The sequence below is a fragment of the Rhizobium sp. OAE497 genome, from assembly GCF_040546565.1.
Taxonomy (GTDB): domain Bacteria; phylum Pseudomonadota; class Alphaproteobacteria; order Rhizobiales; family Rhizobiaceae; genus Rhizobium.
Window position 1 is genome coordinate 789,316 of sequence record NZ_JBEPOA010000003.1, and the last position, 25,074, is coordinate 814,389.

The 25,074-nt window shown below is 57.6% G+C and carries 19 protein-coding genes; 10 read left to right on the forward strand and 9 right to left on the reverse strand.

What is annotated here, in order from left to right; genetic code table 11:
* Positions 1-329 precede the first annotated feature (329 nt).
* The 5 genes from ABIE40_RS30520 to ABIE40_RS30540 all read right to left on the reverse strand — a co-directional run bounded on the left by ABIE40_RS30520 (position 330) and on the right by ABIE40_RS30540 (position 3,946).
* Positions 330-548, reverse strand: coding sequence for a hypothetical protein (locus ABIE40_RS30520; protein ID WP_199629722.1), 219 nt, complete (start codon positions 546-548; stop codon positions 330-332).
* 211 nt (positions 549-759) lie between these two features.
* Entirely contained in the window at positions 760-1,245 is a 486-nt protein-coding gene (locus ABIE40_RS30525; RefSeq protein WP_199629721.1) for a metallophosphoesterase family protein, read from the reverse strand.
* 63 nt (positions 1,246-1,308) lie between these two features.
* The gene (locus tag ABIE40_RS30530; RefSeq protein WP_199629720.1) at positions 1,309-1,851 is read right to left on the reverse strand and encodes an MOSC domain-containing protein; all 543 of its coding nucleotides are present in this window, start codon (positions 1,849-1,851) and stop codon (positions 1,309-1,311) included.
* Positions 1,852-2,673: 822 nt separating this feature from the next.
* Positions 2,674-2,874, reverse strand: a complete 201-nt coding sequence (locus ABIE40_RS30535; protein ID WP_199629719.1) for a hypothetical protein — start codon at positions 2,872-2,874, stop codon at positions 2,674-2,676.
* 580 nt (positions 2,875-3,454) lie between these two features.
* Positions 3,455-3,946 carry a DUF4142 domain-containing protein gene (locus tag ABIE40_RS30540; protein WP_199629718.1) on the reverse strand — a complete coding sequence of 164 codons (492 nt, stop codon included), beginning with the start codon at positions 3,944-3,946 and terminating at the stop codon, positions 3,455-3,457.
* Between the two features lie 191 nt (positions 3,947-4,137).
* On the opposite strand from ABIE40_RS30540, the gene ABIE40_RS30545 reads away from it, so the two are divergent.
* Positions 4,138-4,398, forward strand: a complete 261-nt coding sequence (locus ABIE40_RS30545) for a DUF982 domain-containing protein (protein WP_112715772.1) — start codon at positions 4,138-4,140, stop codon at positions 4,396-4,398.
* Positions 4,395-4,877 (forward strand): DUF2243 domain-containing protein, encoded by a 483-nt coding sequence (locus ABIE40_RS30550; RefSeq protein ID WP_199629717.1) that lies wholly within the window; start codon positions 4,395-4,397, stop codon positions 4,875-4,877. The genes ABIE40_RS30545 and ABIE40_RS30550 overlap by 4 nt, the downstream gene beginning before the upstream one ends.
* 284 nt (positions 4,878-5,161) lie before the next feature.
* Here ABIE40_RS30550 and treY read toward each other — a convergent pair whose 3' ends face one another.
* From treY to ABIE40_RS30565, 3 genes are all read right to left on the reverse strand, one after another.
* Positions 5,162-7,663, reverse strand: coding sequence for a malto-oligosyltrehalose synthase (treY, locus tag ABIE40_RS30555; RefSeq protein ID WP_199629716.1), 2,502 nt, complete (start codon positions 7,661-7,663; stop codon positions 5,162-5,164).
* A 444-nt stretch (positions 7,664-8,107) separates the two neighbouring features.
* Entirely contained in the window at positions 8,108-8,647 is a 540-nt protein-coding gene (locus ABIE40_RS30560) for a hypothetical protein (RefSeq protein WP_354541251.1), read from the reverse strand.
* 272 nt (positions 8,648-8,919) lie between these two features.
* Complete coding sequence (locus ABIE40_RS30565) at positions 8,920-9,243, reverse strand: hypothetical protein (RefSeq protein WP_112715777.1); 324 nt, start codon at positions 9,241-9,243, stop codon at positions 8,920-8,922.
* Positions 9,244-9,559: 316 nt separating this feature from the next.
* Here ABIE40_RS30565 and ABIE40_RS30570 point away from each other — a divergent pair, with 316 nt between their 5' ends.
* The 6 genes from ABIE40_RS30570 to ABIE40_RS30595 all read left to right on the forward strand — a co-directional run bounded on the left by ABIE40_RS30570 (position 9,560) and on the right by ABIE40_RS30595 (position 20,595).
* Entirely contained in the window at positions 9,560-10,030 is a 471-nt protein-coding gene (locus tag ABIE40_RS30570; RefSeq protein ID WP_112715779.1) for an Hsp20 family protein, read from the forward strand.
* Positions 10,031-10,079: 49 nt separating this feature from the next.
* The gene (locus ABIE40_RS30575; RefSeq protein WP_112715781.1) at positions 10,080-10,322 is read left to right on the forward strand and encodes a hypothetical protein; all 243 of its coding nucleotides are present in this window, start codon (positions 10,080-10,082) and stop codon (positions 10,320-10,322) included.
* A gap of 724 nt (positions 10,323-11,046) precedes the next feature.
* On the forward strand, positions 11,047-14,253 hold the full coding sequence (locus ABIE40_RS30580; protein WP_130279566.1) for an alpha-1,4-glucan--maltose-1-phosphate maltosyltransferase: 3,207 nt from the start codon (positions 11,047-11,049) through the stop codon (positions 14,251-14,253).
* 1 nt (position 14,254) lies between these two features.
* Positions 14,255-17,551 (forward strand): maltose alpha-D-glucosyltransferase, encoded by a 3,297-nt coding sequence (treS, locus tag ABIE40_RS30585; RefSeq protein WP_112715785.1) that lies wholly within the window; start codon positions 14,255-14,257, stop codon positions 17,549-17,551.
* Positions 17,548-19,764: a 1,4-alpha-glucan branching protein GlgB gene (glgB, locus tag ABIE40_RS30590; protein WP_112715787.1), complete on the forward strand. Its 2,217-nt coding sequence runs from the start codon at positions 17,548-17,550 to the stop codon at positions 19,762-19,764. Before treS ends, glgB begins: the two co-directional genes overlap by 4 nt.
* 588 nt (positions 19,765-20,352) lie before the next feature.
* Positions 20,353-20,595 carry a DUF2934 domain-containing protein gene (locus ABIE40_RS30595; protein ID WP_112715789.1) on the forward strand — a complete coding sequence of 81 codons (243 nt, stop codon included), beginning with the start codon at positions 20,353-20,355 and terminating at the stop codon, positions 20,593-20,595.
* A 29-nt stretch (positions 20,596-20,624) separates the two neighbouring features.
* Here ABIE40_RS30595 and ABIE40_RS30600 read toward each other — a convergent pair whose 3' ends face one another.
* Positions 20,625-21,539: a DMT family transporter gene (locus ABIE40_RS30600; protein ID WP_112715791.1), complete on the reverse strand. Its 915-nt coding sequence runs from the start codon at positions 21,537-21,539 to the stop codon at positions 20,625-20,627.
* 75 nt (positions 21,540-21,614) lie between these two features.
* On the opposite strand from ABIE40_RS30600, the gene ABIE40_RS30605 reads away from it, so the two are divergent.
* Positions 21,615-22,214, forward strand: coding sequence for a CGNR zinc finger domain-containing protein (locus ABIE40_RS30605; RefSeq protein ID WP_148194619.1), 600 nt, complete (start codon positions 21,615-21,617; stop codon positions 22,212-22,214).
* A 1,388-nt stretch (positions 22,215-23,602) separates the two neighbouring features.
* A complete protein-coding gene (locus ABIE40_RS30610; RefSeq protein ID WP_112715797.1) occupies positions 23,603-24,823 on the forward strand; it encodes an adenylate/guanylate cyclase domain-containing protein in 1,221 nt (406 codons plus the stop codon).
* The last annotated feature ends 251 nt before the right edge of the window (positions 24,824-25,074 follow it).

Below are 25,074 nucleotides of genomic sequence, written 5' to 3' on the forward strand. Positions count from 1 at the left end.
GTCCGGGAGGGAGGAGACCGGGGGTTTGCATGCTGTCGCAGCCTCCGCGGAGAGCGGTTGCCCGATGGGAGAATCGAGTGCTGCCTGCGAGTTAGAACCTCCTGATCCAAAGATTGTTCCCTCCACGCTCTCGAGAACATTGACCATTGCTACTGCGTTGCTCATTCCTAGCTGAAAACAGACTGTCTTGATGCCGGCGGACCAGATAATCGCCTGGACCGGACATCTGCGGTGAACGGAAGGGCCGGAACCGAACCGCCATTGGAGGCTGACGTGGAAGCTCAGTTGTGGTTCCATGGCATTGGAGATCAAGCTCCGCCCAGCGGCTTCTAAGCTGAATTTCTCGCTTTGCGGACCCGGTCCAGGTCCGACGATGCCGCAAGCAGGATCGCGGTGAGCAAAGTTAGACAGACCATCGCCGCAATACCGGCCATCATCACAGGCATTCGATGGTGAGCGATGAAAATCATCGGTGAGGCCGCTAGGCTTAAGGCGGCAAACAAAACGACGAAAGCGGCCAGAACGGCCAATTGCGCGAGCTGAAGCATGTTGAATTCCTCAAAGGTGATCGCGGCGACAGATCGCACGCTGGTGTATCGCCTTTGTGTCCGTCTGGATCTGGTGTGTATCTTCTTGTAGGAATGTTCGGGCCCGGGGCAGGTTGGCAAGGCCAATCAAAACCCGAGGGAAATTCTTGAGAGCCATAAAAGTTGGCAGGCGCTGATCTTCAGCGAATGCCACGCCGCCGGAAGTGACGGCTTACTGCCCCAAGATGCTCGCGAGTGTCACGGGACGCAGGCCGCGCGCATCGACGCCGACGTCGAATTGGCGGGGATAGGGTGTCAGCCTGCCGTGCGAATGGCCATGTAGATTGATCGACTTCCTGCCCATGTGGTTCCATGTCCTGAAAGCGTAGTGGCATAGGACCAGGTGATGCCCATCATGCCTGATTTCAGCGTAGTGTTGCACACTTTCCCATGCGGAAGAACTGGTCGTCGTCGGCGGGTCATTGTTGCCGATGATCAGGTGCTTGCGCCCATGCAGCTTTGACAGAAGCACTGTGCAATCACCCGCGTTTGCCGACATGACGTCTCCCAGGTGCCAGACCTCGTCGCTGGGGCCAACGGTTTCATTCCAGCTGCGAACAAGCGCCGCGTCATGCTCGGCTGTACTTGAAAACGGTCGCCGATCGAGGCGCAAAACGCGCGGGTCGCCGAAATGCGTGTCAGCGGTAAAATGGATCATCAGCGTTATCTGCAGGCTCTTGCCGGAATTTCTAGGGGCGGCGTATCCGCAGTGCACGAAATCTTACACAGCCTCGAGCCCAAAAAGTGGAGGTTGGGGGAGTTCGACCACGACAGGATCACCGGGAACGACAACGCCACCCGCCAAAACAACGGCCATCACACCAGTCTTCCTGACGACTTCGCCGCTCGGCGCTTTTAGCAGAACCGCCTTGAGAAGACCGGAGCGAAACTTTTCGATCTGGGAGCATGGATTGCGAAGGCCGGTTACATGCAATACCGCGTCTGCGCCGAGCTTGAGGATCGTCCCGCGAGGAAGTGCAAGGAGGTCGACCCCGCGGGTGGTGACATTTTCGCCGAGGTCGCCCGGAGCGACGGCAAAGCCACTGCTGGCCAGTTCGTCCAGAAGTTCCGCTTGGATCAAATGCACCTGACGAAGGTTCGGCTGGCTTGGATCGGTCCTCACGCGGTAGCGATGTTTGATAGTGACGCCAAGATGGGCGTCGCCTTCAACGCCCAAGCCTTGCAACATAGTTATCCTTGGTACAAGCATCTTTGAAAATCGATGTTGGTGGTCGCAGGCGACCGCAATAACCACGCCGCCCATAGGACCAACCTTCGCATCCGTTCGTGGCGTGTTCATAACGTTGTTTGCCCGGATGTAAAGCACGACCTTAAGATGGCTGCGTCGATTGCCGCTCTCGTTGGTAGCTGGAACGTTGCTCCCTTAGCGTTCCCCTGTTTCAACTCAAGCAACCAGCGAGAAAGCCTCGCCGTCTCTTGGCGAGGCTTTTCCTTAGAATGTGGACCCGACCGTCGAGCTGGTTGACGACGCGGAGCTGGTGGCGGTCATTATGGATCGTGAGCGATTGTCTGCCGACTAAACGGCCGAAGCCCTCGTTGTTTCCCAAGCGTGGAAGTGTGCGCCGCTAGGCCCGGAGGACCAACAACGTTCACGGCTGGGTTCAATCGGGCCGGCATAATACCTTCATGCTGCCAGTGGCACGGAAAGTGGAAGGGCCATTCCCGCGTCTGTCGTCACGGCTTGCTCGATATGCGGTTCCAGCGACTAGACGCACGAGATTCCGTCGGAAGCTTTGACCTATGGTTTGATCAGTGAGAACTTTTCTGCCTGGGCGGAGTATAGCGGCGGTCACTCAACGACTGCTGTGTTCACACCATGACCATCGGACCTGCGATCGGGTGACCCTGCAAGGAAATTCGTCGCGGCGCATCTTTCCACATCGAAAACGCCAAATAGACGATTGGTCGTTGATAGCGCAAATTCAGCAGCCGAAACTCGGGGGTAAGAACGGGCTTCATAGCTGGCGACTTGCGCAACCGTCAGGTGGAAGGAATGGCGCAAAAGGCGAGCATAAAAAAGAAAGAGGCCGCCGTGGCGGCCTCCTCGTCGTAGAACAAGCTGTTATCAGTGGCTGTTCTTATGGCTCTGCTGGCCAGCCTTGACTTGCTGCTCGTGCGAGCCGCCCTGCTTGCCAGAGGAGGCGCTTTTGGCAGAAGAAGAAGCCTCGGAAGTCTTGCTCGAAGAAGCCTGCTTCGAGCCAGAATTCTTGTGGCTCTGCTGGCCTGCCTTTACGTGCTGCTCGTGCGAGCCGCCCTGATTTGCCATGACATAGTCTCCATTGTTTGAAGAGGCCCAGATGCCTCGCAAATTTAACCTGCGTGCGGCGATGTTGTTCCGCTTTTTTTGGCGCTTGCTCAGGACTATTGGACAGGTCTCGCCCAACACGACCAGGAGACAGAAGGCTTTGCAAGTGAGGACGTGCCGGTGAGGACGTGCCGGGCGACGGGGCCCGAACATTCCCAGAGTGCAAGAGTTCCCGCGTCCCGGGGATTTACAGATGAAATGTGGGCGGCCCTATCGATGTGGCAATGTTGAAAGGGGGAACTGGCGTACGAGTGATGAACGAAGCTGATCTCCAATCGTCAGCGGGCTTTGTTCAAGGCGATGTCTTCGATGTCGAGAAGAAGAGCGATCTTTTCTTTAGGACGGGCGATAGCCAAGGCGGCTCCGAGTGCGACGAGTGCAGAGGTTGCGCTAGCAAGCTGCAGGCTGGCCACGGCGGCTAAAATAGAAGGCGTTTGCCCCGGCGACAGAAGCGACGTTCACATTATCGTTTCCGCAGAAGATTGGCATAGCCATCCTATTGCGAGCGATTTTGGCAGCGGCGTGGGCGATAGGCTGTCGGCTATTTGTTAGAAATGCCCTGGACACGGGTCAGGTGCATGTGGAGGTCGGGTAACATCTTCACAGCCGCGTTTTTCAATGGGCCATCCGGACCCTCTTTCGCATAGGCCACAAACAGCTCGTATGCCTGCTGATGCGCGGTTACCTGTGTCGACAGGTAAGCTTGGTCAAGATTTGCGGGATCGCTGTTTTTATGAGCGTCGATCTTCTGCTGATGTTGGGCATCGAGCGACTGTGAAACGGTGACGCCATCGTTTCTGGCAGCCGCTGATAGCAACCCTGCGGCGCGGCCATGGTCCCGCAGCATATCCTGAGCGAATTGCTTAGCGGCGACCGCTCGCCCTTGGGAGATTTCGATTTTCGCGGCCTCGATCTCGAATATGTTCGACACCGCGGCTTTTTGCGCGAAATCCTGCTTCGCGCCCTCCCCGTCGCCGGCGCGTACTGGAAGCGTGATCAGGCAGACAACTAGGCTGAGAGCCAGTCTTTTCATCGTGAAGCCTCCGGGCGAGGGTGGTTGCAGCCCACCGAAAATGTTGAAGTTGCCCTTCCAGGGCAGAGCGGGTCACAACCACAGCCTCGGCTAGAAGTTCCAGACGCCCAGCGAAGGTTCGCTAGCGCACACAGCCAAGGCCAGTGGAACCCTGCGATACGCTTATTGTTATGGGAAGCAGGAGGCCCTCAATGGAAAATGTTATCGACGTCGACTTTCACGTTATCTGGCCGTCACCGGTCTTTATAAGAATAGGCAGCGGGATGCGCGAACGGATCGGTGGGCCTGATGCAGCGCTTTCTGCACTGCTCCACCGATGGCCTACCGGGAATAACTCTGAATATCTCGCTGCCAAGCGCCACTGCATGAATGCAGTGTCTCGGCACGGTAGCCCCGCGCTCGCGCGAAGCGCGTTTGTAGAGGCTGCAGCCGCAGCGAAAGTTCTCGCATGACAATAATCAGACGCAACGTCAGAAGTGGCGTCCCGCTATCTGCGGGCTTGCTGCTTGGAATTGGGCTCGGGGGCTTTTTCGACGGAATCGTGCTGCATCAATTGCTTCAGTGGCATCACATGATAAGCTCCTGGTATCCGATCAACACTATCGCAAATCTCGAGCTCAACACGCTGTGGGATGGGGTTTTTCATTCGGCAACCTATGTCCTGGTCCTTGCCGGGCTATTCATTCTCTGGAGGTCGGGCAGGGTTAGTCACTTCCGCTGGTCGACGGCGGAGCTCGCGGCTCTGATGCTTATCGGCTTTGGGGGCTTCAATCTTGTCGAGGGGATCGTCGACCATCAGATTCTGGGGCTCCACCACGTCAACGAAACGGTCGCTCGCGGTTATTGGCTGCTCTGGGATCTCGGCTTTCTCGCAGCGGGCGGAACGATGGTCGCCGCGGGAACCTTTATCTGGATCCGGCGGCATGGCTGAGGTATTTCGTGAGCTCCGAACGGCAGTGATCTGGGTCGCTTTTGGCGCTGCGCTCGTCTTCGCCACTCGACCGGTCTGGTCTTATCTGATGTTTGGATCCAGTGTCACGCTGGACGATATTTTGGCGCTACGGTGCTTTGGACTGCCAACCTGACCCTCCGGCTGCATCGCCCCTGCTGGTCCCCTCGATTGCGACCAGCCGTAACCCATCTGGTTGCCGCAATGGCGCAATATTATTCACAAGCTCCGCCCAGACTGTCACTGGCGACTGAGCGATGGCTGCTTCAGGTGGACTTGAGAACCACGAAAGGCTTCGTGAACGCTTCGAGTTGAAGCGCATCGTGCACATGAACAAGTCGCCCCGTCAACAGATCGATGAATGAACGATCTTGAAAGGCCGCCGGAAGGGCTATGCGCGTTCCGGCCCATGGAGCGCTCAGGTCGTCAACGCCGAGCCACAAGCGGGGCGTAACGACTACAACGACATCTGTCTGATCAGCGCGAGCATAAGCGAGAACATGAGTTGCTCGACGACCGGAAGCTATGAGTGGCAGGTAATCTCCCCGGCGAAAGAGCGTCGGAACTTGCTGACGCACATGCAGAAGAGTGGTGATGACATGCTGCTTCAGTCGCCCATTATCCTCGGCCCAGACCTCATCTCCAGCTCCCAGTACGTGCCTCTGGAGGGTCTCGAAGTCCGGCTCCCTCCGGTTGTCGGGATCGACGAGACTGAAGTCGAGGCCTTCGCTTCCCTGATAGATATCCGGTACGCCGGGAGCAGTCAGCTTGATGATCGCCTGGGTAATACTATTCACAAGGCCCGAACGAACGAAGGGACGAAGGGTCTTGGTGAAATCGTCAAGGAAAGCACGGTTGTCTGGTGACAGTAGGCGGCGCACATAGGCGATGACGGCGCTCTCATAGGCCTCGTCAATCTCACTCCACGTCGTACGAAGTTTTGCTTCGCGCAAGGCTTTTTCCGTGTAGGCAACGAAGCGATCTTCGATGGCACCCAAAGAAGCGGCGTCTTCGTGCTCCAGATCTGCTGGCCACACGCCGGCAAGTGCCTGGTAAAGCATCCACTCGACGGAAGGTTCGGGAGCAAGACCGTCGTCGAGCTTCTGAACGAACGTTCTATTCGTCTCCCGCCAACGATCAACGCCGCGGCTCCAGGCCTCCGGCGCCTCGGTGAGCGCGTAGAGTCGAGCGCGAGCGTCTTCTCCGCGCTTGGTATCATGTGTGGACGATGCGGAAAGTGCATCGGGCTGGCGCAAAAGGCGAGACTTCATCTCCTCGTGAAATCGATCCAGCCGATAGGTGTGGGGAAGGGGGTCTGCTCCAACCTCGTTCAGCGCGAGTAGCGCGCCCTGGCGAAAGAAGAGGGTGTCCTCGACAGACTTTGCCATCAGCGGACCAGTCAGCTGCTGGAAGCGCGTTCGAAATGTCGAAGCGAGCTCACCAACAGTGTGATCGACGTCACCGAGAAGTATGCGCTCGAGGCTAGCGAGCGCCCGGGCATCGGGGCCATTGGTGGCGTTTTGGACCGTCGCCATGACTGACGCTAGCCTGCGTCTGTCTTCCCCCGGCAACCCTGCGCCCGTGCCATAGGTGCGGTAAACGGGGAAGCAGATCAGCAATTCGCGCAGGGCTTTCGCAAGCGCTTCTTCCGGCAAGGCGAGGCTATCATCCGTCTCCCCGATCCGGCGAGCGAGTTGTATCAGTACAGCAAACTCCCCCGCGAAGTTGTTGTCTACCATCAGCGTTTTAGCCGAACGCAGTTCTTCTTTCATGTCGAGGGGGCCGACAAGCTTCTGGTAGGCGCCCCTTAGAACCTCCATCTTGTCGTTGTCCACGAAAACATCGCTCAGAGCTGCGATGAACTCGTAGCCCGTCGTTCCGGAGACCGGCCAGTCTGGAGGAAGCATCTCGCCTTCACCGAGGATTTTTTCGACAGTAATGTAACACGCTGGCCCGGTTTGTTCACGCAGTCGCTCAAGATAGCTCTTTGGGTCGGCAAGGCCGTCGACATGGTCGATACGCAGACCATCCACGGCGCCAGAATGGACGAGGTCAAGGATAAGACGATGGGTGTCTGCAAAAACTGTAGCGTCCTCAACGCGAACACCGGCCAGGCCAGTGATCTCGAAAAACCGGCGATAGGACAAATCTCGTGGAGCATCACGCCACGACATCAATCGGTAAGGCTGAAGATCGTGCAGTCTCTTGATCTCGGTCTTGTCGGAGAGGCTCAGGATCTCGTCCTTGCGCCCGGAATAGGTCTCGGGCGCCAGGGGATAGAACGCTTCGTAAAAAGCGAACGCAGGGTTTCCAGTTTTCGGATCTCGCTCAATCGTGATCTCGCCTGCATGCAGCGCCTCATCGAATGAGCCTCCCAGAAAGGGAAGCGTGAGTTTGCGCGACCAGTCGATATCGAAGTGCCTGGCGTAGCGGCTGGCTGCACCGTGTTCGACGACGTCGCGCCACCACGCATTCTCAAGCGATGCCGCCATATGGTTCGGTACGATATCGAGGATGAGACCGAGGCCGGCTCCCTTTAAGCTTCTCACCATTCGGTCGAACCCGATCCGACCACCGATCGCCGGATCGATTTCAGTGGCATCCGTGACATCGTAGCCATGGCTGGAGCCGGATGTCGCGGTGAAGATGGGTGAGGCGTAGAGATGGCTGATCCCAAGACGCTTCAAATAGGGCACCTGTTCGGCAGCACGATCGAACGTCATGCCGTTGCGGAACTGAATGCGATAGGTTGCTGTTGGTACGCTCATAGATCTTTCCGGCTGTTGTATAGGCTCTGGATCGCCCGCCTGGCATGACGACTTGTGAGCGCCGTCGTTTCAAAGGCGCCCTTTAAACTCCGAAGACCACCGCCGGTTCCAGTCACCGACCCGTTCTCACCCTGGCCGACCTGGCTTCGGCAGTTTTTGTACGCGACGTCGCAATATTTCTTGAGGTGACGGCTTGGAACGGGTCGCGGTGCCGGTATGCGTCTGAAGTGAAGTTTTCCGTCCGCGGGTATGGCTTGAGGCAACCCGCCCTGACGAAAAGAGCATGCCGTTCGTCCCTCGCTGCCGCGGGCGCTTGCGCAGCATGATTGAGCTTGAGTTGTCCAAGCCCTCAAAGCCCGTTTAACTGGAGCATCTTTGCAACGGACGATTAATGCAAGCGCCACTCAGGCCGCTTTTTTTGGCGTGAAGCGGACGCCTTGCTTTTCAGGGAAACGTATCCGATTGCGATACCAGTGAGGGGAAATGCTGTCTCTGGATCCGGCCAGGCCCCTTCCCCGAGCCGACATCGTCTGCATCATCCATTCGCTCAAAGCCCACAAAGATGAAACGCGTCGAAGAGCGGTGGATCGTGTCTGGGCACGTGCTAACTTCGTGGTCGATCTGGACACTCACGAATTCGGGGGCGCGAATGAAACCTCTGGAAAGATCCCCTGCAATCTGCGTGGCAAGGCGCTTCTTCCCCATATAAGCCGAAATAAGCTGATTGTGCGTAAAATCCAGAAGCCTGAACGTCATCATAATAGCTTCGTCATCGATCATTGCGCCGCTGATCGTGTCAAGCGCTCGTCCTCTGGCTGAAAGCATACCCGCACGGCTGGTGCCGGAAAAGCTGAACCACGTCTTGCGCCTGGTGAGGTAATCAACGCTCCAAGCGGCCCGGCCATCCACGGGATCGTCGCCCGCAAGGTCAGAGAGCTCCTGAAGCGTCTCAAGAAAAGCCATTCGAAAGTCAGCCGGCTGCATGTCCCACTCCTCAAGCAACTGGATCGAACGCTGATTTCTGAGACAAGTTCCCTGACAAACACACAATCGGCAACGTTTTGTTCCAAGACGTGACTTAGGCTGTCGCGCCTGCTTCCTCGACCTAGAAGCGCATTTGCCTAGCCTGCCAAGCCAGATCACACGAGGGCTCAAGAGGACGGCTTTTCGGCTGACGGCCTGGAGGCCTACAACGCAATGGTCTCTCATTTCGTCCTCCAATCCCGCGCCTCCCTTCGGTTAAAATGGCGCTCAGTCTAAAGGGAGTGATCGGGAACAATAAAGGTGCCATCCAGGTTGTCGATGTTCTGGCAATTCAGTACCCGGCAGCTCCTGTTGTCTCTGGTCGGTATGCTCTTCCACTCAGCGTATTCGTTGGCCTCGCAGAACCGACTATTGCGCACAAAGCGGTCATAGAGCGGCAGACCCCGCGGCGACTTCCATCGGAAGATGACTGCTCCCTGTGAGTGGACTGCCTCTCGGGCCTGCTCACAGGTCATGGACAATGGGCTTAGTCTCGAAATTGCGTAGCACGGCGAGCCGGCGAGGAGGGCGGCCAAAGTCAATAAAACTGCGCGCATGAAAGTTTGATCCTGTTGGTGACGCCGTCTAACATCAGAATATGGAAATGGTTCCACGGCTCGTCCACCCGGTTCGCCAAGGAGCGATGCGCGCCGCTGAACGCCTCTGAACCTCCGCCTCTTTTCGCGTGAAGCCCGGCGATCGCATATGCAAACGTCGCTCCGGGAGTGTGCAAAAAATTTTGTTCGGCTGCCTTGAAAACAAAAATCAAAAAAACCAGATTTGCGCACGCCGGTAGCCCAGATGGGGGCCGGAGAACAGGGAACGCCCTTTCTCAGCGTTCCGCTTCCAACTCGCTTTAAAGAGGTTTTGGTCATGAGAACAGAATTCGACTTCGGGCCACTCTATAGGTCCAGCATCGGCTTCGATCGGGTATTTTCGCTGCTCAACAATTCACAGCGTCTCCAGGCAGTCGACGCGTGGCCGCCTTACGACATCATCAAGAACGGCGACAATGAGTATAAGATCGTGATGGCTGTCGCCGGGTTCGAGGATGGCGATCTCGACATTACGCAGGAGCGCAACCTTCTCGTCGTCAAGGGTGGAAAGGCCGATGACAGCAAGGCTGAGTACCTGCATCGGGGCATTGCGGCGCGCAGCTTCGAGCGTCGGTTCGAACTTGCAGATCATGTTAGCGTCGAGAACGCTTGCCTGAAAAACGGGCTGCTTTCCATCGATCTCAAACGGGACATCCCCGAAGCTATGAAGCCGCGCAAGATCTCGATCGGCGGTGACAGCGAGGCTTCGGCTCCGCTTCAGATCGAAGGCGACAAGCAGGTCGCTTGATTTCAACACAGGGGAGCGGGCGGCGTAGGATGCGCCGTCTGCAGTGGCTATGGAAGCGTTTCAAATTGATAAGCACGACGGCTTTTACGTCGGCGACTTGGAGGCCTGTCAACGTGTCTTCGATGCCATCGCGGCCAAGGCCGGCGTTGACCGTCGATCGGAAGAAGGCGAGCGGATCGCTTCGATCCTGGTGCAGCTTTATCGGCAAGGCGTGCACGATCCTCAACACCTTGACGCGATGGTGAGTGCTGCCCGCGGTATATTTGCAAAGCGCGAACCCTTCAAGCAATAGGCTAGACCGGGCCTGTTGCAGGTCCGATCCTGTTTGGACGGTGGCGATGAACGTACGCGAGTGACAACGGGTGTGGTTGCCAATCGTGTACGTTTCCGGACGGTAGTGTTGCCTTGAGCGCTTCACGACGCAATTAGCAGGCATGAGCAAAAACGAAGAACGACCGATATCACGCCGCCGTAAATCGATGACTATGACCGAGCGCCGGTCTCGTGCGGAAGAGACCCATGTCATAGCATTATCAACGATCGAAGCCGAAGCGGAGGCCCGCCGGCGAAAGACCGAGCGGCTGAAGGCAGCACGCGAAGCTTTAAAGTCCTGACCCATGGCATTGCAAGGCGCGACGCGGCTTGCCACGTCTTGATGCTTGGCGGGACGGGGTGCCGGGGCGGCAAAACCTGACTAACGTCGTATGCAGCGCGCTGATCTAGGAAGCGGCGGGAGCGCGTGACCTCGCCGGCGCGCTATGCGCCGTCCGCCGAACCGCCTCGGCGAAGGGCGGGCTGAAACTTGGCCGATAACGATCGCAATCCCGAGGACTCGGCAAGCGGCCACCGAGCAAGTTGCTCGATCGATTTCCGGGGTTAGCCGCGGGGCCTGCTGCCCCGTTTGCTCGTCAATCACAAACCGCAGATTGTCGGGAACAACGGCCAGGTCCGAAAGTTTCTATCGCTCCTGCGTAAAGAACCTGCGGCTCGACCTGCCCGTGCGTGGAGAAATACAGATGATGCCTGCGCGTCGCTCGAAGATCTCAAGGCCCCGCATCTATTATGTCAATCCTCTCGATTTGCCAACGGAAAGACGTTGGCTGGAGATCTTCGATCACGCCGCATCTTTGAATTTCGACACGGTCATGTCCGCGCCGATCTTTCGGCGCCACTTCCAGGACGCCAGCATTTTCAAAGCATTCGATGCCAGTTCCATAGATCCCGCCTTCGGGCTCCAGCGTCCATTGGAAGAGGGTGTCGCATTCCTGTGCGAAAGAGCGAAATCGCAAGGGATGGACTTCATGATCGACGTCGTGCTTCCGGCAGTGCAGGCAGAAACCACTGGTGAAAGTGATGCGCTCGATCCCCGTCCTTCACCATCCGCGCCCGCGCGAAACGGCGCAGCCGGCGGCGACATCGACCGTTTCGGTGAACTGTTGCGCAAATTAACCACCCTTGGAGTCTCAGGATTCCGTTATCTGGGGCTTGACGCCCTGGGCGAGGCTGATCTGAGGCGATTGGCAGTGGCTGAGATGGGCGGTGCGCATCCTTTACGGCTGGTCTACACCCCGGGGACCGACTTCTCATTTCGCCGACGGCTCGCCGGCCTGGGCTTTGATGGCACATTTTCATCGCTTGCCTGGTGGGACTTGCAGGAAGCGTGGCTTTTCGAGGAGCTGCGTCTGCAGCGAGCACTTGGGCTGCAGGTCGCCTTTCCCGAAGCTCCGTTCGCAAGGCGGCTCGCCCATGGGACCGAGAGCCGGGAGATCCGCGAGCGGAAGTCGATCCGGGCGCTGCGACTTTCAGCCGAGCTTGGCGATGGAATGCTCATTCCTATGGGCTTCGAGTTTGGCGCGGTCCTGCCACTGGATGCCACCCGCGGTTCAGGTCAAGACCTGCGCATGATTCGGTCGAATGGTGCTTTCGATCTTTCGGCAGCGGTCCGTGAAGCCAACGCGGCTATTGCTGCTAAAGATGCGCTGACGCCGACGGCATATGAGGCCGCGGCGCAGGTGATCGTCATGACCCTAACTGACGCACCAGACCCACGTGTTGCGGAGCGAAAGCGTCTACTTGTGGTTAACCGGGACCTGCGCCGGCCGTGTGCTTTTCCAGACGACATCATTTCGCGTGCTGCCGCACCCTTCCTTGTTTCCGAGTCGCATCTCCGGTCGAACCGACTTGCTCCCGGAGAGGTTAGAACGGTCGCTGTCGCGGCGGGCGCCGTGATCGCAACACAAAGCCTGACGTCACCAGGGACGGCAACTGACCCGTCCGGACGTATCGCGATTGAAAATATCGAGCCGTCGGTCGACCTTGGGCGTTTCCCTGTCAAACGCGTCGTCGGGGACAGGGTTGCCGTAACGGCCGATATATTTGCCGACGGGCACGACCGCTTGGAGGCGGCGATATTGTACCGGGCAATAGATGAAGCGGAGTGGCATGAGGTGCCGCTTAGTTCCGACAGCAATGATCGTTGGGCCGGTGCCTTTTCCCTCGAAAGGATCGGCCGCTATCACTACTGCATCGAGGCTTGGAAGAACCCGTTTGCTATATTCCGCTACGAGCTCTCGAAAAAAGCCGAAGCCCGGCTTGACCTCAGCCTTGAACTGACCGAGGGGGCAGCGCTGGTACGACGCGCGGCCGAGAGAACCGCGGGCAATGCCGACCCCGGCCTTCATGATAAACTTGTGGAACTGCTGGAAGCGATAGAGCGCAGCGACGCGGCCGAAAAGACCCGGCTGCTCTTGTCACCTCATCTCTCGGTACTGATGTCGCAGGCTGACGAGCGACCGTTCCGAACTCGGACGGGCACCTATAGCGTCGATTCAGAGCGCGCGGAGGCCGCGTTCTCAAGCTGGTATCAGGTCTTTCCTCGGTCACAAAGTGGAGATCCTCATCGTCACGGAACCTTCGACGACGTTGTTGCGCGACTGCCGGCGATCCGCGAGATGGGCTTCGACGTTTTGTATTTCCCACCGATCCATCCAATTGGCACCACCAATCGTAAAGGCCGAAACAACAGCTTGGTGGCGGGCCCTGGTGATCCAGGCAGCCCCTATGCGATCGGTTCGCCGGATGGCGGTCACGACGCAATCCATCCGGAACTGGGCGGGATTGACGCGTTTCGGCGTCTTGTTGAAGCAATGCGTAGCGAAGGGCTGGAACTGGCACTCGATCTCGCAATCCAGGCTTCTCCTGATCACCCTTGGCTGACCGAGCACCCTGGCTGGTTCGAGTGGAGACCGGACGGAACGATCCGATACGCGGAAAATCCGCCTAAGAAATACGAGGACATTGTCAATGTCGACTTCTACTCTCAGGATGCCGTGCCAGCGCTTTGGGAAGAATTGCGCGATATCGTCCAGCTTTGGGTGGACGAGGGCGTCAAGCTCTTCCGGGTGGATAATCCCCACACCAAACCTTTTCCGTTCTGGGAATGGCTGATCGGTGATATACGCGCCCGCCACCCGGAGGTCGTCTTTCTGTCCGAAGCCTTCACGCGGCCGAAGGTGATGTACCGTCTCGCCAAAGTCGGATTTTCTCAGTCCTACACCTACTTCACTTGGCGCAACAGCAAGTGGGAGCTTGAGCAGTACATGCTCGAGATAACGCAGAGCCAAGCCAAGGAATTCTTTCGGCCCCACTTCTTTGTCAACACGCACGACATCAATCCGGACTTTCTCCAGAATGCGCCGCGGCCGGCATTCGTGATCCGTGCCGCACTGGCTGCCACACTGTCTGGCCTGTGGGGGGTCTATAACGGGTTCGAACTTTGCGAGGGCCGTCCCGATGTCAAGCGCAAGGAATATGCCGACAGCGAGAAATACGAAATTCGCGCCTGGGACTACGACCGGCCTGGGAACATCAAGCCGGAGATAACGATGCTGAACAGGCTTCGCCGTGATAACCCCGCGCTCCATTCCCATCTCGGCCTGACGCTTTTGAATTCGTCCAACCCGAATGTGATGTTCTTCGAAAAGGCCGCGCCTGGGCGCCACAACGTCCTGCTGATCGGCATATGCCTCAATCCGCATGGCATCGAAGAGAGCACCGTCGAAATCCCGCTCTGGAATTTTGGAAAGGATGACGCTGGCACGCTCGATTTGGAAGACCTGGTCAACCCCCGACGGTTCTCGCTAACAGGCAAGCGGCAGACGCTCAGGCTTGATCCCATTCATTTGCCCTTCGCCATTTGGCGCGTCAGAACAGGAGAGATTTGACATGGAAGACGTGTCGAGAAGCGAAGGCCGGGCAGAGACAGCCGACGCCACGCTGTGGTATAAAGATGCAATCATCTACCAGTTGCACATCAAATCGTTCTATGACGCCAACGGTGACGGAATTGGGGATTTTGAAGGTCTATTCGAGAAGCTTGATCATATCGCTTCGCTTGGCGTGAACGCGATCTGGCTCCTGCCTTTCTTTCCTTCGCCACGGCGCGACGATGGTTATGACATCGCCGACTATGGGAGCGTCAGTCCCGACTACGGCACGATCGAAGACTTTCGCAAATTCGTAGCCGCCGCCCACGAACGCAATATTCGGGTTATCATCGAGCTGGTCATCAACCACACGTCCGATCAGCACCCGTGGTTTCAACGTGCGCGCCAGTCACCCGCGGGAAGCCCGGAGCGCGACTTCTACGTCTGGTCCGACACAGACCAGAAATTTCTTGAGACCCGTATCATCTTCATCGACACCGAGAAGTCCAACTGGACGTGGGATCCGACGGCTGGAGCGTACTATTGGCACCGCTTTTATTCGCACCAGCCTGACCTGAATTTCGACAACCCCTTGGTGATGAAGGAACTTCTGTCGGTGATGCGCTTCTGGCTGGAAACTGGCATTGACGGCTTCCGACTGGACGCGATCCCCTATTTGGTAGAACGCGAGGGAACAAACAACGAGAACTTGCCGGAAACGCATGCGATCCTGAAGCGCATTCGCGCCGCGCTCGATGAGACACATCCCGGCGTGATGCTGCTTGCGGAAGCCAACCAGTGGCCGGAAGATACCCGGGAATATTTTGGAGACGGGGACGAGTGCCACATGGCATTTCATTTTCCGCTGATGCCCCGGATGTACATGGCGATCGCCAAGGAGGACAGGTTTCCGATTACCGACATCATGCGTCAGACGCCGGATATTCCCGACAGCTGTCAGTGGGCGATTTTCCTGAGAAACCACGATGAGCTGACGCTTGAAATGGTGACGGATGCCGAGCGCGATTATCTTTGGGAAACATATGCCTCCGACAGGCGAGCACGCATAAATCTCGGTATCCGCCGTCGCCTGGCTCCGTTGATGGAGCGCGATCGCCGGCGTATTGAGCTGATGAACGCGCTTCTGCTGTCGATGCAGGGTACGCCGGTTCTTTACTACGGTGATGAGATCGGGATGGGCGACAACATCTACCTTGGCGATCGCGACGGCGTTCGAACCCCGATGCAGTGGTCGCCCGACCGCAATGGCGGCTTCTCAAGGGCCAATCCCGCCCGCCTGGTCCTTCCGCCCGTTTCGGACGCGCAGTATGGCTATGAAGCGCTCAACGTCGAGTCCCAAACATCAGACGCGCACTCGCTGTTAAACTGGACCCGGCGCATGCTTTCGCTGCGCGGCCGGCACCCCGCATTTGGCAGAGGGTCGCTTCGGTTTCTTTCTCCTGACAACCGGCGTATTCTGGCCTATCTCCGAGAGCACGCAGACGAGGTTATCCTGTGCGTGGCAAACCTATCGCGGGTACCTCAAGCCGTTGAATTGGACCTCTCCGCCTACGAAGGCCGCGTGCCTGTCGAGCTGACCGGCATGTCACCGTTCCCGCCAATCGGCCAGCTTACCTATCTTCTGACGTTGCCGCCCTATGGGTTTTTCTGGTTCCAGCTCAATGCTGAATCGGATGGTCCGGCATGGCGCACGGCTCCGCCGGAACAGTTGCCCGATTTTCACACGGTCGTCATTCGCCGAAGCCTCACGGAGCTGGTTGATGAACCTCAGCATCAGAGGGCGCTCGGCAACGACATCCTTCCAGCATATCTTTCAAGACGGCGGTGGTTTGGTGCCAAGGATCAGTCGCTTCAATCGGCAAGGCTTGTTTCGGCGACGCCGATCCCATTCGCTGATGGGATAGTGCTGGGCGAGCTCGAGGCCATCCTGCCTGATCACGTTGAGACTTATCAGCTCCCGCTCGCCATCGAATGGGATGACACCACGACGAACATCCTGGGCCAGCAACTTGCCTTGGCTCGCATTCGTCAAGGACGACGTGTTGGATTTCTCACCGACGGCTTTACGGTGGAGCCAATGGCGCGGGGTTTGATCGAGAGCCTGAAGAACCGCTCGACCGTGACCGGTCGTTCCGGCACGATAGACTTCATCGGGACCGCTTACTTGGACCAGCTGGATATCACCGCCGAAATGGAGATCCGATGGCTATCGGCGGAGCAGTCAAACAGTTCCCTGATCGTCGGCGAGATCGCCATGATCAAGCTCATAAGGCACGTCTTCGAGGGCGTTCATCCCGAAGTTGAAATGACGCGCTATCTTACCGAGCAGGGATATGAACACACCGCTCCACTTCTCGGCGAAGTCGCGCGTAATGACGCGGACGGGCGGCGGTGGACACTTGCCGTCGTACAAGGCGCAATCCGTAACCAGGGCGATGCGTGGAACTGGATGCTCGCCAATCTGCGTCGGGTTGCAGATGAGGTTGCAACCACCGAAGCGGAGCCTGACGCCGCTGACGACGAGCTACAGCCGCTTTTGAACTTCGTTGCTATGATCGGCCAGCGCCTGGGTGAACTTCACGTCCTGCTTGCGCGACCGAGTGAAGATCCATCTTTCGCGCCGCGGAGAGCGGATGAGGCTGACGTTGCTGGCATCGAAAGATCAGTGACCGGCGAGATCGCCTACGCCTTCTCCAAGTTGGAGGAGCTCGCGGACACGCCCGACAGCGCGGTCGAGAAGGATATTCGCAGTCTCTTGGCGCAAAGGGAGCAGATATCTAAATTGGCTGCAAGATTGTGTGGACGGGCGGCAGACGTCGTGCTGACACGCACCCATGGGGATTTTCATCTAGGTCAAATACTCGTGACGGAAGGTGACGCCGTCATCATCGACTTCGAAGGCGAACCGGCGCGCAATCTCGCAGAGCGGCGTGCAAAGACCAGCCCCTTGCGGGACGCCGCCGGTCTTTTGCGATCTCTTGACTATCTCGTTGCCACGGCGACTCTTGAAAATGATGCCGTGTCCGACCATCACGACGAGCGCAGGCGCTTGTTTGTCAACCGCTTTGGCAAAGCAGCTGAGGAACTTTTTCTTCAGAAATATATCCACGCGTTGTCTGCATCACCAGATCTGCCGAGCGATCCGAACACCATACGTGCGCTTCTCGACACCTTCCTTTTGGAGAAGGCAGCGTATGAGATCGCCTACGAGGCACGCAATCGCCCGAAGTGGCTGCCAATTCCCCTGGCCGGCTTCAGCGCAATCGTGTCACGCCTTGACGGAGAACGGGCATGATGGAGCCGTCGACGCTCGACACATCTAGTTTGGCTCCCGGCGAACTTCTCGCAATCGTCGAGGGCCGTCATGGCGATCCCTTCGCGTTTCTGGGACCCCACCGGTCGCAAGACGGGCGAATTACAGTTCGCACGTTCGTTCCTGGCGCTCTAGGCGTCGAATTGGTCGACCGCGCAACGGGTGCTGTGCTTGCAGTGTCGTCGCTTGTGCATGCAGGCGGTGTGTTCCTCGGCCCGGTCCAAAGTGACGCAGGATATAAGCTGAGAATCCTCTGGCCAAACGGCGCCCAGGAGACGGAAGATCCCTATCGGTTCGGCCCCCTGCTTGGTGATCTCGACCTGCATTTGATTTCGCAAGGAACGCACTACCAACTTTCGTCGAGTCTCGGTGCAAATCCGGTCACCGTCGACGGCATCCAGGGTGTGCGTTTTGCGGTCTGGGCGCCAAATGCGCGCCGGGTCTCGGTGGTTGGAGATTTCAACAGCTGGGACGGTCGGCGCCACCCAATGCGCTTGCGGCGTGAGGCAGGTGTCTGGGAAATCTTCATCCCAGATCTGACGGTTGGCGACCGCTACAAATTCGAAATTTTGGACGGGCAGGGCAATCTGCTTGCTCAGAAGGCGGATCCAGTGGCCCGGGCTTCGGAAGCCGCGCCTTCCACTGCATCCATCGTTGCCTCAACCGAACCGGTGAAATGGCGGGATGCTGAATGGCTCGAACGGCGGGCTCAGAGGGACATTCTGGACGGTCCGATATCGATCTATGAAGTCCATGCCGGATCCTGGCTTCGGGACATGACGGATGGCGGGCGTTCGCTCGATTGGTTCGAACTGTCCCAGCGGCTGATCCCCTATGTCAAGGAGATGGGGTTCACGCATGTGGAGCTTATGCCGATCATGGAATATCCTTTCGGGGGTTCATGGGGATATCAGCCACTGGGCCTTTTTGCCCCGACGGGACGGTATGGAACGCCGGAAGACTTCGGATATTTCGTCGACCGCTGCCACGAAAGCGGGATCGGCGTCATCCTTGACTGGGTGCCGGCCCATTTCCCAAGTGATGTCTGGGGTCTGGCGCGCTTCGACGGAACTGCGCTCTACGAGCATGAGGATCCAAGAGAGGGCTATCACAAGGACTGGAACACGCTGATCTACAACCTCGGGCGGTCCGAAGTGAAAGGGTTCCTGATCGCAAGCGCCCTTGAATGGCTTGACAGGTACCATGTCGATGGTCTGCGGGTCGACGCCGTTGCCTCGATGCTTTACCGCGATTACAGCCGAGCCGAGGGTGAATGGATCCCGAACCGGCACGGAGGGCGAGAGAACCTGGAAGCCATAGAGTTTTTCAAGCACCTCAACAGCGTCGTTCGCGACCGCCACCCGAATATCTTGATGATCGCCGAAGAATCGACGGCCTTTCCGAAGGTCACAGCCTCGCCGGCTGACGGCGGCCTGGGGTTCGACATGAAATGGAACATGGGGTGGATGCATGACACCCTTCACTACATTTCGGACAATCCGGTCTATCGCAAGTATCACCATGGCTCGATGACCTTCGGGATGGTCTACGCTTACACTGAGCGGTTTGTCCTGCCGTTTTCCCACGATGAGGTGGTTCACGGCAAGGGATCGATGCTGGGTAAGATGCCAGGTGACGACTGGCAAAAACATGCCAATCTCAGAGCCCTGTACGGCTTCATGTGGGGCCATCCAGGGAAGAAGCTGATATTTATGGGTTGTGAGATCGGCCAGAAGAACGAATGGAATCACGACGCCTCGCTCGACTGGGATCTTCTCGACGACCCTCGTCATCGTGGTCTTCAGAGGTTGGTGAGAGACCTTAATCGCGTTTATGCTCACTTTCCATGCCTGCAATATGGCGATCTGCACCCGGACGGGTTCGAGTGGGCGGTCGCCGACGACGCTGAGAATTCCGTCCTGGCGATGATCCGCTACGATCAGACCCGCGACACCGCCTGCGTGATTGTATCCAATTTCACGCCCGTCCCGCGCCAAGGCTATCGAATTGGCGTGCCTCTCGATGGCCTTTGGCGCAAGATACTCAATACGGACGACACCGTATATGGAGGCTCGGGAACCGATATAGGCGACGTTGCTGTACAGTTCGTTGCCGCTCACGGCCGGCCAATGTCGATCGAGGCTGATCTGCCACCTTTGTCGACTGTCATGTACATTAGAGATCGAAATCGATAAAACCCTCGCAGCCGAAAGCGGGTGCGCGACTGGCCAGCAAGAGGATGTATTTGGCACTGTACCGCGGGTATGAACGGCCTTCATATATGAACTTTGCCAGCTGAACGCTCCATCGATGATGCAGCGCCCCAGGTGTGACGTCGACCTGGGACGGTTGAGCTGGAGAGAGTCGCAAGTAGGCTCTGAGAGATATAGCGGACGATCTCCCACGTTCTTGGCGGCGGCCGAATGAGTTACCGCGGTTCCACCGGTTGCATGGCTTTCCACTCTCAGATGCGGCTATTAGCCGATTGGTGTCGATACCCTTTCCAGCCGAGAGGCGCGATTGTCGCCTTCCGGCGCTTTTGCACGGCCTGTCCGTTATCACACGACGCTAGGGTCGGCACCAAACTGTGATGGCCTTGTCACACCAGACGGAAAGTCCATTTTCCGGGCGATCCTTGCGTCTCGAACCCGCACTCCTGGATGAGCTCAATAGAACCGCAATGGGCGCGGTGCAGCCGCAGGTGCCGTCAATCCGGATCCTAGCTGCGGAACTTGTACGCCGCATGTTGGTTATGCGCAAAGGAAAAACGGGAGGACGGCTCCATGGACGACAAAGACCAGAAGCGACGCGAGCGGGCTTACAAGATTTGGGAAGACGAAGGAAGACCGGAAGGTGCTGATCTTGATCATTGGCAACGAGCCGAAGATCAACATGAAGCGACAGAGGCGGAAGTAGCGGCGGAGGTGACCGGTGAAAATCCAGCTGCTTCAGCCCCTGAGTTGGGCAAGGATAAGCCTTCGCCGGTTCCGCCGCCGATTTCAAAGCCGGCCAGAAAACGGCGTTGAGCTATACGCGGTAGACGTAATGGCGCCCTTCATCGACGCGGAGTTGCCTTCTCCGAAGATCGTGGACCGCACAGGCACGTTGCCGCCGACAACAGCATGAGCATTATGCCAATGACGTTCGCGACTGTAATCGTTTCCTGCGCAAAGAGGGCGCCAACAACGACGGCGATGACGGGAGAAACAAAGGCGAACATACCGGCTCGGCTCGGTCCGGCGTCCCTCAGGAGCTGCATGTACAGTCTGTAACCGACCAGCGAACCAAAAATCACCAGGAAAAGCCATCCTGCGAACGCTCCCATAGTCCAGTTGCTTAATGCTAATGCGCTTGGGTTTTCGCCGCAGATCACGGCCCCGGCGGAAAGCAGCAGCCCGCCGAGGAATGTTGTCGAGCCCGCAACAACTGCGCTCCCGTGTCTTGCAATGAGCGGTTTTGCGAGCACCGAGCCCAATGCGGACGAAGCCGCAGCCCAGCAGACGGCAAGGATGCCAAGCCAGGCGCCCCTATCGTAGCTCACCTGTGCTTCACCGACGAAGAGCAGATATAGTCCGAGGGATCCGACGGCGAGACCGATCGTTGCTGCCCAGCTCCAGGTTTCCTGACGCAAAGCCACCCCGAAAACGAACAAGCAAACCGGTGTCAAAGACATTTCCAGCACCGCGGCAGTGCCTGAAGGTATCTTTGTCATTCCCCAGAAGAGTGGGCCATAGCACAGCGTGATCATCAGCAGACTGGCTATAATGAGCCCACACCAATCAACAGCCAGCGCTCGTATCGACTGACCCTGCCACATCGCAATCCCCAAGAAGACAGTTCCTGCAGCGACGAAACGCAAAGCTGCAAAAAGCATTGGTGGCAAGCTCGTGACGCCGAACTTGACGGCGATCCAGGTTAAACCCCAGACAGCGCAGAGGACTGCAAATTTCCCGTAGTTTGAACCTGACATGGCTTGGACCCCGATTGTGTAACGCGTAAAATCAATTTATACCGTTACAACTTCGGCAGCATCATCGGGTTCCCTATGGCGAAATCAGTAAGCACCATGCGCTTGAGCGGCGGGCACCCCGCCCTGGATTTTGTCAATACAGTTGACAGCCGCCGAGGTCGGTGGGGCCCGGATCTCCTGACAAAGTTCGTCGACCTTGTCACTTTCAGTCAAAGGGTGGATCTCATTTCTGGGGCTGCGGCTGCAACTCTAAGGCAGGCGGCAGAGGCTAGCCCTGGGGCGGCTGCCAAGGCGCTGGCGACGGGAATTGATCTCCGTGAGAGCCTTTATCGTGTCTTTCTCGAAGAAGACGGGGGCGCAATTGCCCCGGAAGGTGATGCAAATGTCGTCAAAGCGGCTGCGATCGTTGCTCGAAGCCATCAAGTCTTCGAGCAACTTGCCGGCGGGTGGGCTTGGACAACAAAGGTCGAGACGCCCGCCGACCTCGTGCATGTGCTTTCGAGCTCCGCTGCCGACCTGCTAGTGTCGCGACCGAACCGACGATCGGTGAAGGAGTGCAAAGGCGACAATTGCGGTTGGTTGTTTCTCGATACATCAAAAGGCGGACGGCGGATCTGGTGCTCGGAAGCAAGCTGCGGCGTCCACAATCGCGTCAGGAAATTTAGGCAAAGTTGATGACCCTCGTCGGTCGCGCTTGGGGCGCGGGGGTCATCTAAATCACGTGGGTCGCCGTTTCATCACAGCCAAGGCCAGAACCATTGTCATGGCTGAGCCGGAAACCGGTTGCGAAATGGATAACGCTGGAAGGATGTATCCATCCGTTCAGGGCCTAAGCCAGGACCCCTCATCACGGTGTGGCGCGTTAACCGGATCTTAACCACCCGCTGCCATCTTCGGGCTGCATTCCCCCATGAGTGCACCTCATTTTTAGGCGCGTGTCCGTTCAAGCGGCACGCGCCGTTTTTCTTCCCGGTTCATCTATAAGATGCTCGTCATCGGCCATGCGGGGCCGCGGTGCGTCGCGATCCGCATCGGCGTGACACGCTCGGCTTCGTCGACCATCCGCGATGAACGGAACCGACGCCCTGTTCGCGGGTTACTCCCGCGAAAAACGAGGGATGCCCTGCATGAGCAATGAAGAAGACGCACCGTTGGTCACGTACAACAGAATTGATGGGAAGGCCTTCTTCGTTTTTCAGCGGCGCCGTTATGATCTTCCAGGTCAGTACAGAAGCCTCTCAGACGCCCAATACGTGGCTGAGAAGCAGTGTCGGTCTATGGGGTGGCAGCGCGATGAGCCGTGAGCATGTCGGCGGACCCGCTTGATGACCGAACCGAATGCGCGAACAGCAACTGAGGAAGGTGTTCTTGAGCGTCGCGCGAGACGACTAGCACCTCGACCAAACGCGGGCAAGGTGCTCAACCGGTGGGCCGCCAGCCACCGTTTGGCGTCCGGGACGTGCTAAGCTGACACATGGATAAACGGGTCATTCAGCTTGAATTCATGCCGCGCGTCGTAATTCTTATCCAAACCGGCGACGCCCGCGGTAGGAGCGGGGCACCAAAATCGGAGTAACCTAATGTTCAAAAAGATTGTTTTAGCTGCGGTGGTCGCTGCATTTGCCGCTCCAATCGCCCTGGCTCCCGCGGCCGCGGACGCGCAGGACTACTACAATCGCGGGTGGCGGGATCACCGCGGTTGGGATGGCTGGGACGGACCGCGGCGGGATTGGCGCAGGCATAGACATCACAATGACTATGGCGGCGCAATTGCAGGCGGGCTTGCAGGTGGTCTGATCGGGGGCATCATAGCTGGCTCGATAGAAAACAGCGCACCGCGATATTATGCGGCTCCGGCTCGGGAGTGCTGGTACGAACGCAGGACGGTGCAGGACCGATACGATTACGGTTATCATACTGAACGGGTTCAGGTCTGCAACTAGATTGCCAGGTTGAGCCTCGGGCGATAAGCGCCGACAATCTGAGGAACCACAGCTTGATGGACAAAACCTCCTTCCCCATTGCGCTTGGCACCCTTAGGATGTGCGGGCAGGAGGACCTCTATGAGCAATACCGTTTCACACCTTCCACGCACGCGCAGTGGATCGTGGCCCCACAAGCGTCGAGCGGTCCTCGATTGGTTGATGAATGACACGAGCGCGCAGCGGTTCCTTGACAACTTGCTGGTGGAAATGTGCGAGAGGCTCGTGGCTGACGGTATATCAGTCGCCAGATCGTCTCTTCACCTAAGAATTCAGCATCCGCAATGGCAGGGTGCCCGGATACTGTGGCAATCCGGTGCAGTCGAAGCCGAGATCGATACGTTCGACTACAACGTCGACACCACTGAGATTTTCCTCCGCAAACCAGCCACCGAAATTTACAACGGAGCTCTGGAAGTACGGCAACATCTCGTTGCGCGTACCGACGAGATATCCAAGTACCCACTTTTTGAAGAGCTCCACCGCGAGGGATATACCGACTATGTTGCGTGGCCGATCAAACATACACTCGGAAAGTGCCACGTCGTCACCTTCGCCACCAAGAGGCCGCTCGGGTTCCTCCAGCACGAGATGGATTACCTGAAGGACTTGTTGCCTGCGCTGGCATTGGCAAGCGAGATCCGGATGAAGAATGCTATGGCCCGCACGCTTCTCGAAACATACGTAGGCGCTCACGCAGGCGCTGAAATTCTAGCCGGTGCTACGACACGAGGCAGTGGAAAGACCTTCAAAGCCGCAATCATGATCTGCGACCTGCGAGACTTCACGGCCTTGTCAGATCTGTGGCCCCGTGACGATATAATCGAAATTCTAAACGGCTACTTCGACGCGATTTGTGACCCAATCGAGACCCGCGGTGGCGAGATATTGAAGTTTATGGGAGATGGCCTTCTGGCTATTTTCCCGCTCAGCAACCCGGACGCCTGCGACGATCTCCTCTACGCGATCAAAGAGGGGCAGTCGCGAATGGAAACCCTGAACGGTCAACTTTTGGAAACCGGTAAGGACGCTCTGCGCTACGGCATTGGGGTACATGTCGGCGATGTCATGTATGGCAACATAGGGTCGCGGAAACGTCTGGATTTCACTGCGATCGGACCTGCGGTCAACATCGCATCGAGGCTGGAGGAATTCACCAAGAAGACCAAACAATCAGTGTTGCTTTCTGCGGAGTTCATATCCCTAGCAAATTGCTCTTCAGAGGTTGTAGCACTGGGATCCCATCGGTTGCGCGGTCTTGAAACGCCCGTCAGCATATTCGGTTTAATTGAAGAAGGGTGAGGTGTCGATCACACCTGAATACTCGGCGACCGGCTCGGAAGAATCCGATCGGCTCGAGAGAGACGCGTTCCACCGTGGCCCGAGCCGATGAGCATGAGCTTGGTCGGCGTTTCCCACTTCATGTGCTGGTGACGCTGGCCTGCAACGCTATTGCGTATCAACGCTCTGGGACCGGCAGCGAGCGCCAAATTGAGGCGCAAGCTGCTGTCGCAACTTATGGAGGTGGCGCTGAAACCAGAAGCTCGGCTGCG

What these genes read in the sequence shown, in the direction of transcription:
- ABIE40_RS30520 (WP_199629722.1), bottom strand. Translation starts at nt 548, where the DNA reads ATGCTTCAGCTCGCGCAATTGGCCGTTCTGGCCGCTTTCGTCGTTTTG.
- ABIE40_RS30525 (WP_199629721.1), bottom strand. Translation starts at nt 1,245, where the DNA reads ATGATCCATTTTACCGCTGACACGCATTTCGGCGACCCGCGCGTTTTG.
- ABIE40_RS30530 (WP_199629720.1), bottom strand. Translation starts at nt 1,851, where the DNA reads ATGGGCGGCGTGGTTATTGCGGTCGCCTGCGACCACCAACATCGATTT.
- ABIE40_RS30535 (WP_199629719.1), bottom strand. Translation starts at nt 2,874, where the DNA reads ATGGCAAATCAGGGCGGCTCGCACGAGCAGCACGTAAAGGCAGGCCAG.
- ABIE40_RS30540 (WP_199629718.1), bottom strand. Translation starts at nt 3,946, where the DNA reads ATGAAAAGACTGGCTCTCAGCCTAGTTGTCTGCCTGATCACGCTTCCA.
- ABIE40_RS30545 (WP_112715772.1), top strand. Translation starts at nt 4,138, where the DNA reads ATGGAAAATGTTATCGACGTCGACTTTCACGTTATCTGGCCGTCACCG.
- ABIE40_RS30550 (WP_199629717.1), top strand. Translation starts at nt 4,395, where the DNA reads ATGACAATAATCAGACGCAACGTCAGAAGTGGCGTCCCGCTATCTGCG.
- treY (WP_199629716.1), bottom strand. Translation starts at nt 7,663, where the DNA reads ATGAGCGTACCAACAGCAACCTATCGCATTCAGTTCCGCAACGGCATG.
- ABIE40_RS30560 (WP_354541251.1), bottom strand. Translation starts at nt 8,647, where the DNA reads ATGCAGCCGGCTGACTTTCGAATGGCTTTTCTTGAGACGCTTCAGGAG.
- ABIE40_RS30565 (WP_112715777.1), bottom strand. Translation starts at nt 9,243, where the DNA reads ATGCGCGCAGTTTTATTGACTTTGGCCGCCCTCCTCGCCGGCTCGCCG.
- ABIE40_RS30570 (WP_112715779.1), top strand. Translation starts at nt 9,560, where the DNA reads ATGAGAACAGAATTCGACTTCGGGCCACTCTATAGGTCCAGCATCGGC.
- ABIE40_RS30575 (WP_112715781.1), top strand. Translation starts at nt 10,080, where the DNA reads ATGGAAGCGTTTCAAATTGATAAGCACGACGGCTTTTACGTCGGCGAC.
- ABIE40_RS30580 (WP_130279566.1), top strand. Translation starts at nt 11,047, where the DNA reads ATGATGCCTGCGCGTCGCTCGAAGATCTCAAGGCCCCGCATCTATTAT.
- treS (WP_112715785.1), top strand. Translation starts at nt 14,255, where the DNA reads ATGGAAGACGTGTCGAGAAGCGAAGGCCGGGCAGAGACAGCCGACGCC.
- glgB (WP_112715787.1), top strand. Translation starts at nt 17,548, where the DNA reads ATGATGGAGCCGTCGACGCTCGACACATCTAGTTTGGCTCCCGGCGAA.
- ABIE40_RS30595 (WP_112715789.1), top strand. Translation starts at nt 20,353, where the DNA reads ATGGACGACAAAGACCAGAAGCGACGCGAGCGGGCTTACAAGATTTGG.
- ABIE40_RS30600 (WP_112715791.1), bottom strand. Translation starts at nt 21,539, where the DNA reads ATGTCAGGTTCAAACTACGGGAAATTTGCAGTCCTCTGCGCTGTCTGG.
- ABIE40_RS30605 (WP_148194619.1), top strand. Translation starts at nt 21,615, where the DNA reads ATGGCGAAATCAGTAAGCACCATGCGCTTGAGCGGCGGGCACCCCGCC.
- ABIE40_RS30610 (WP_112715797.1), top strand. Translation starts at nt 23,603, where the DNA reads ATGAGCAATACCGTTTCACACCTTCCACGCACGCGCAGTGGATCGTGG.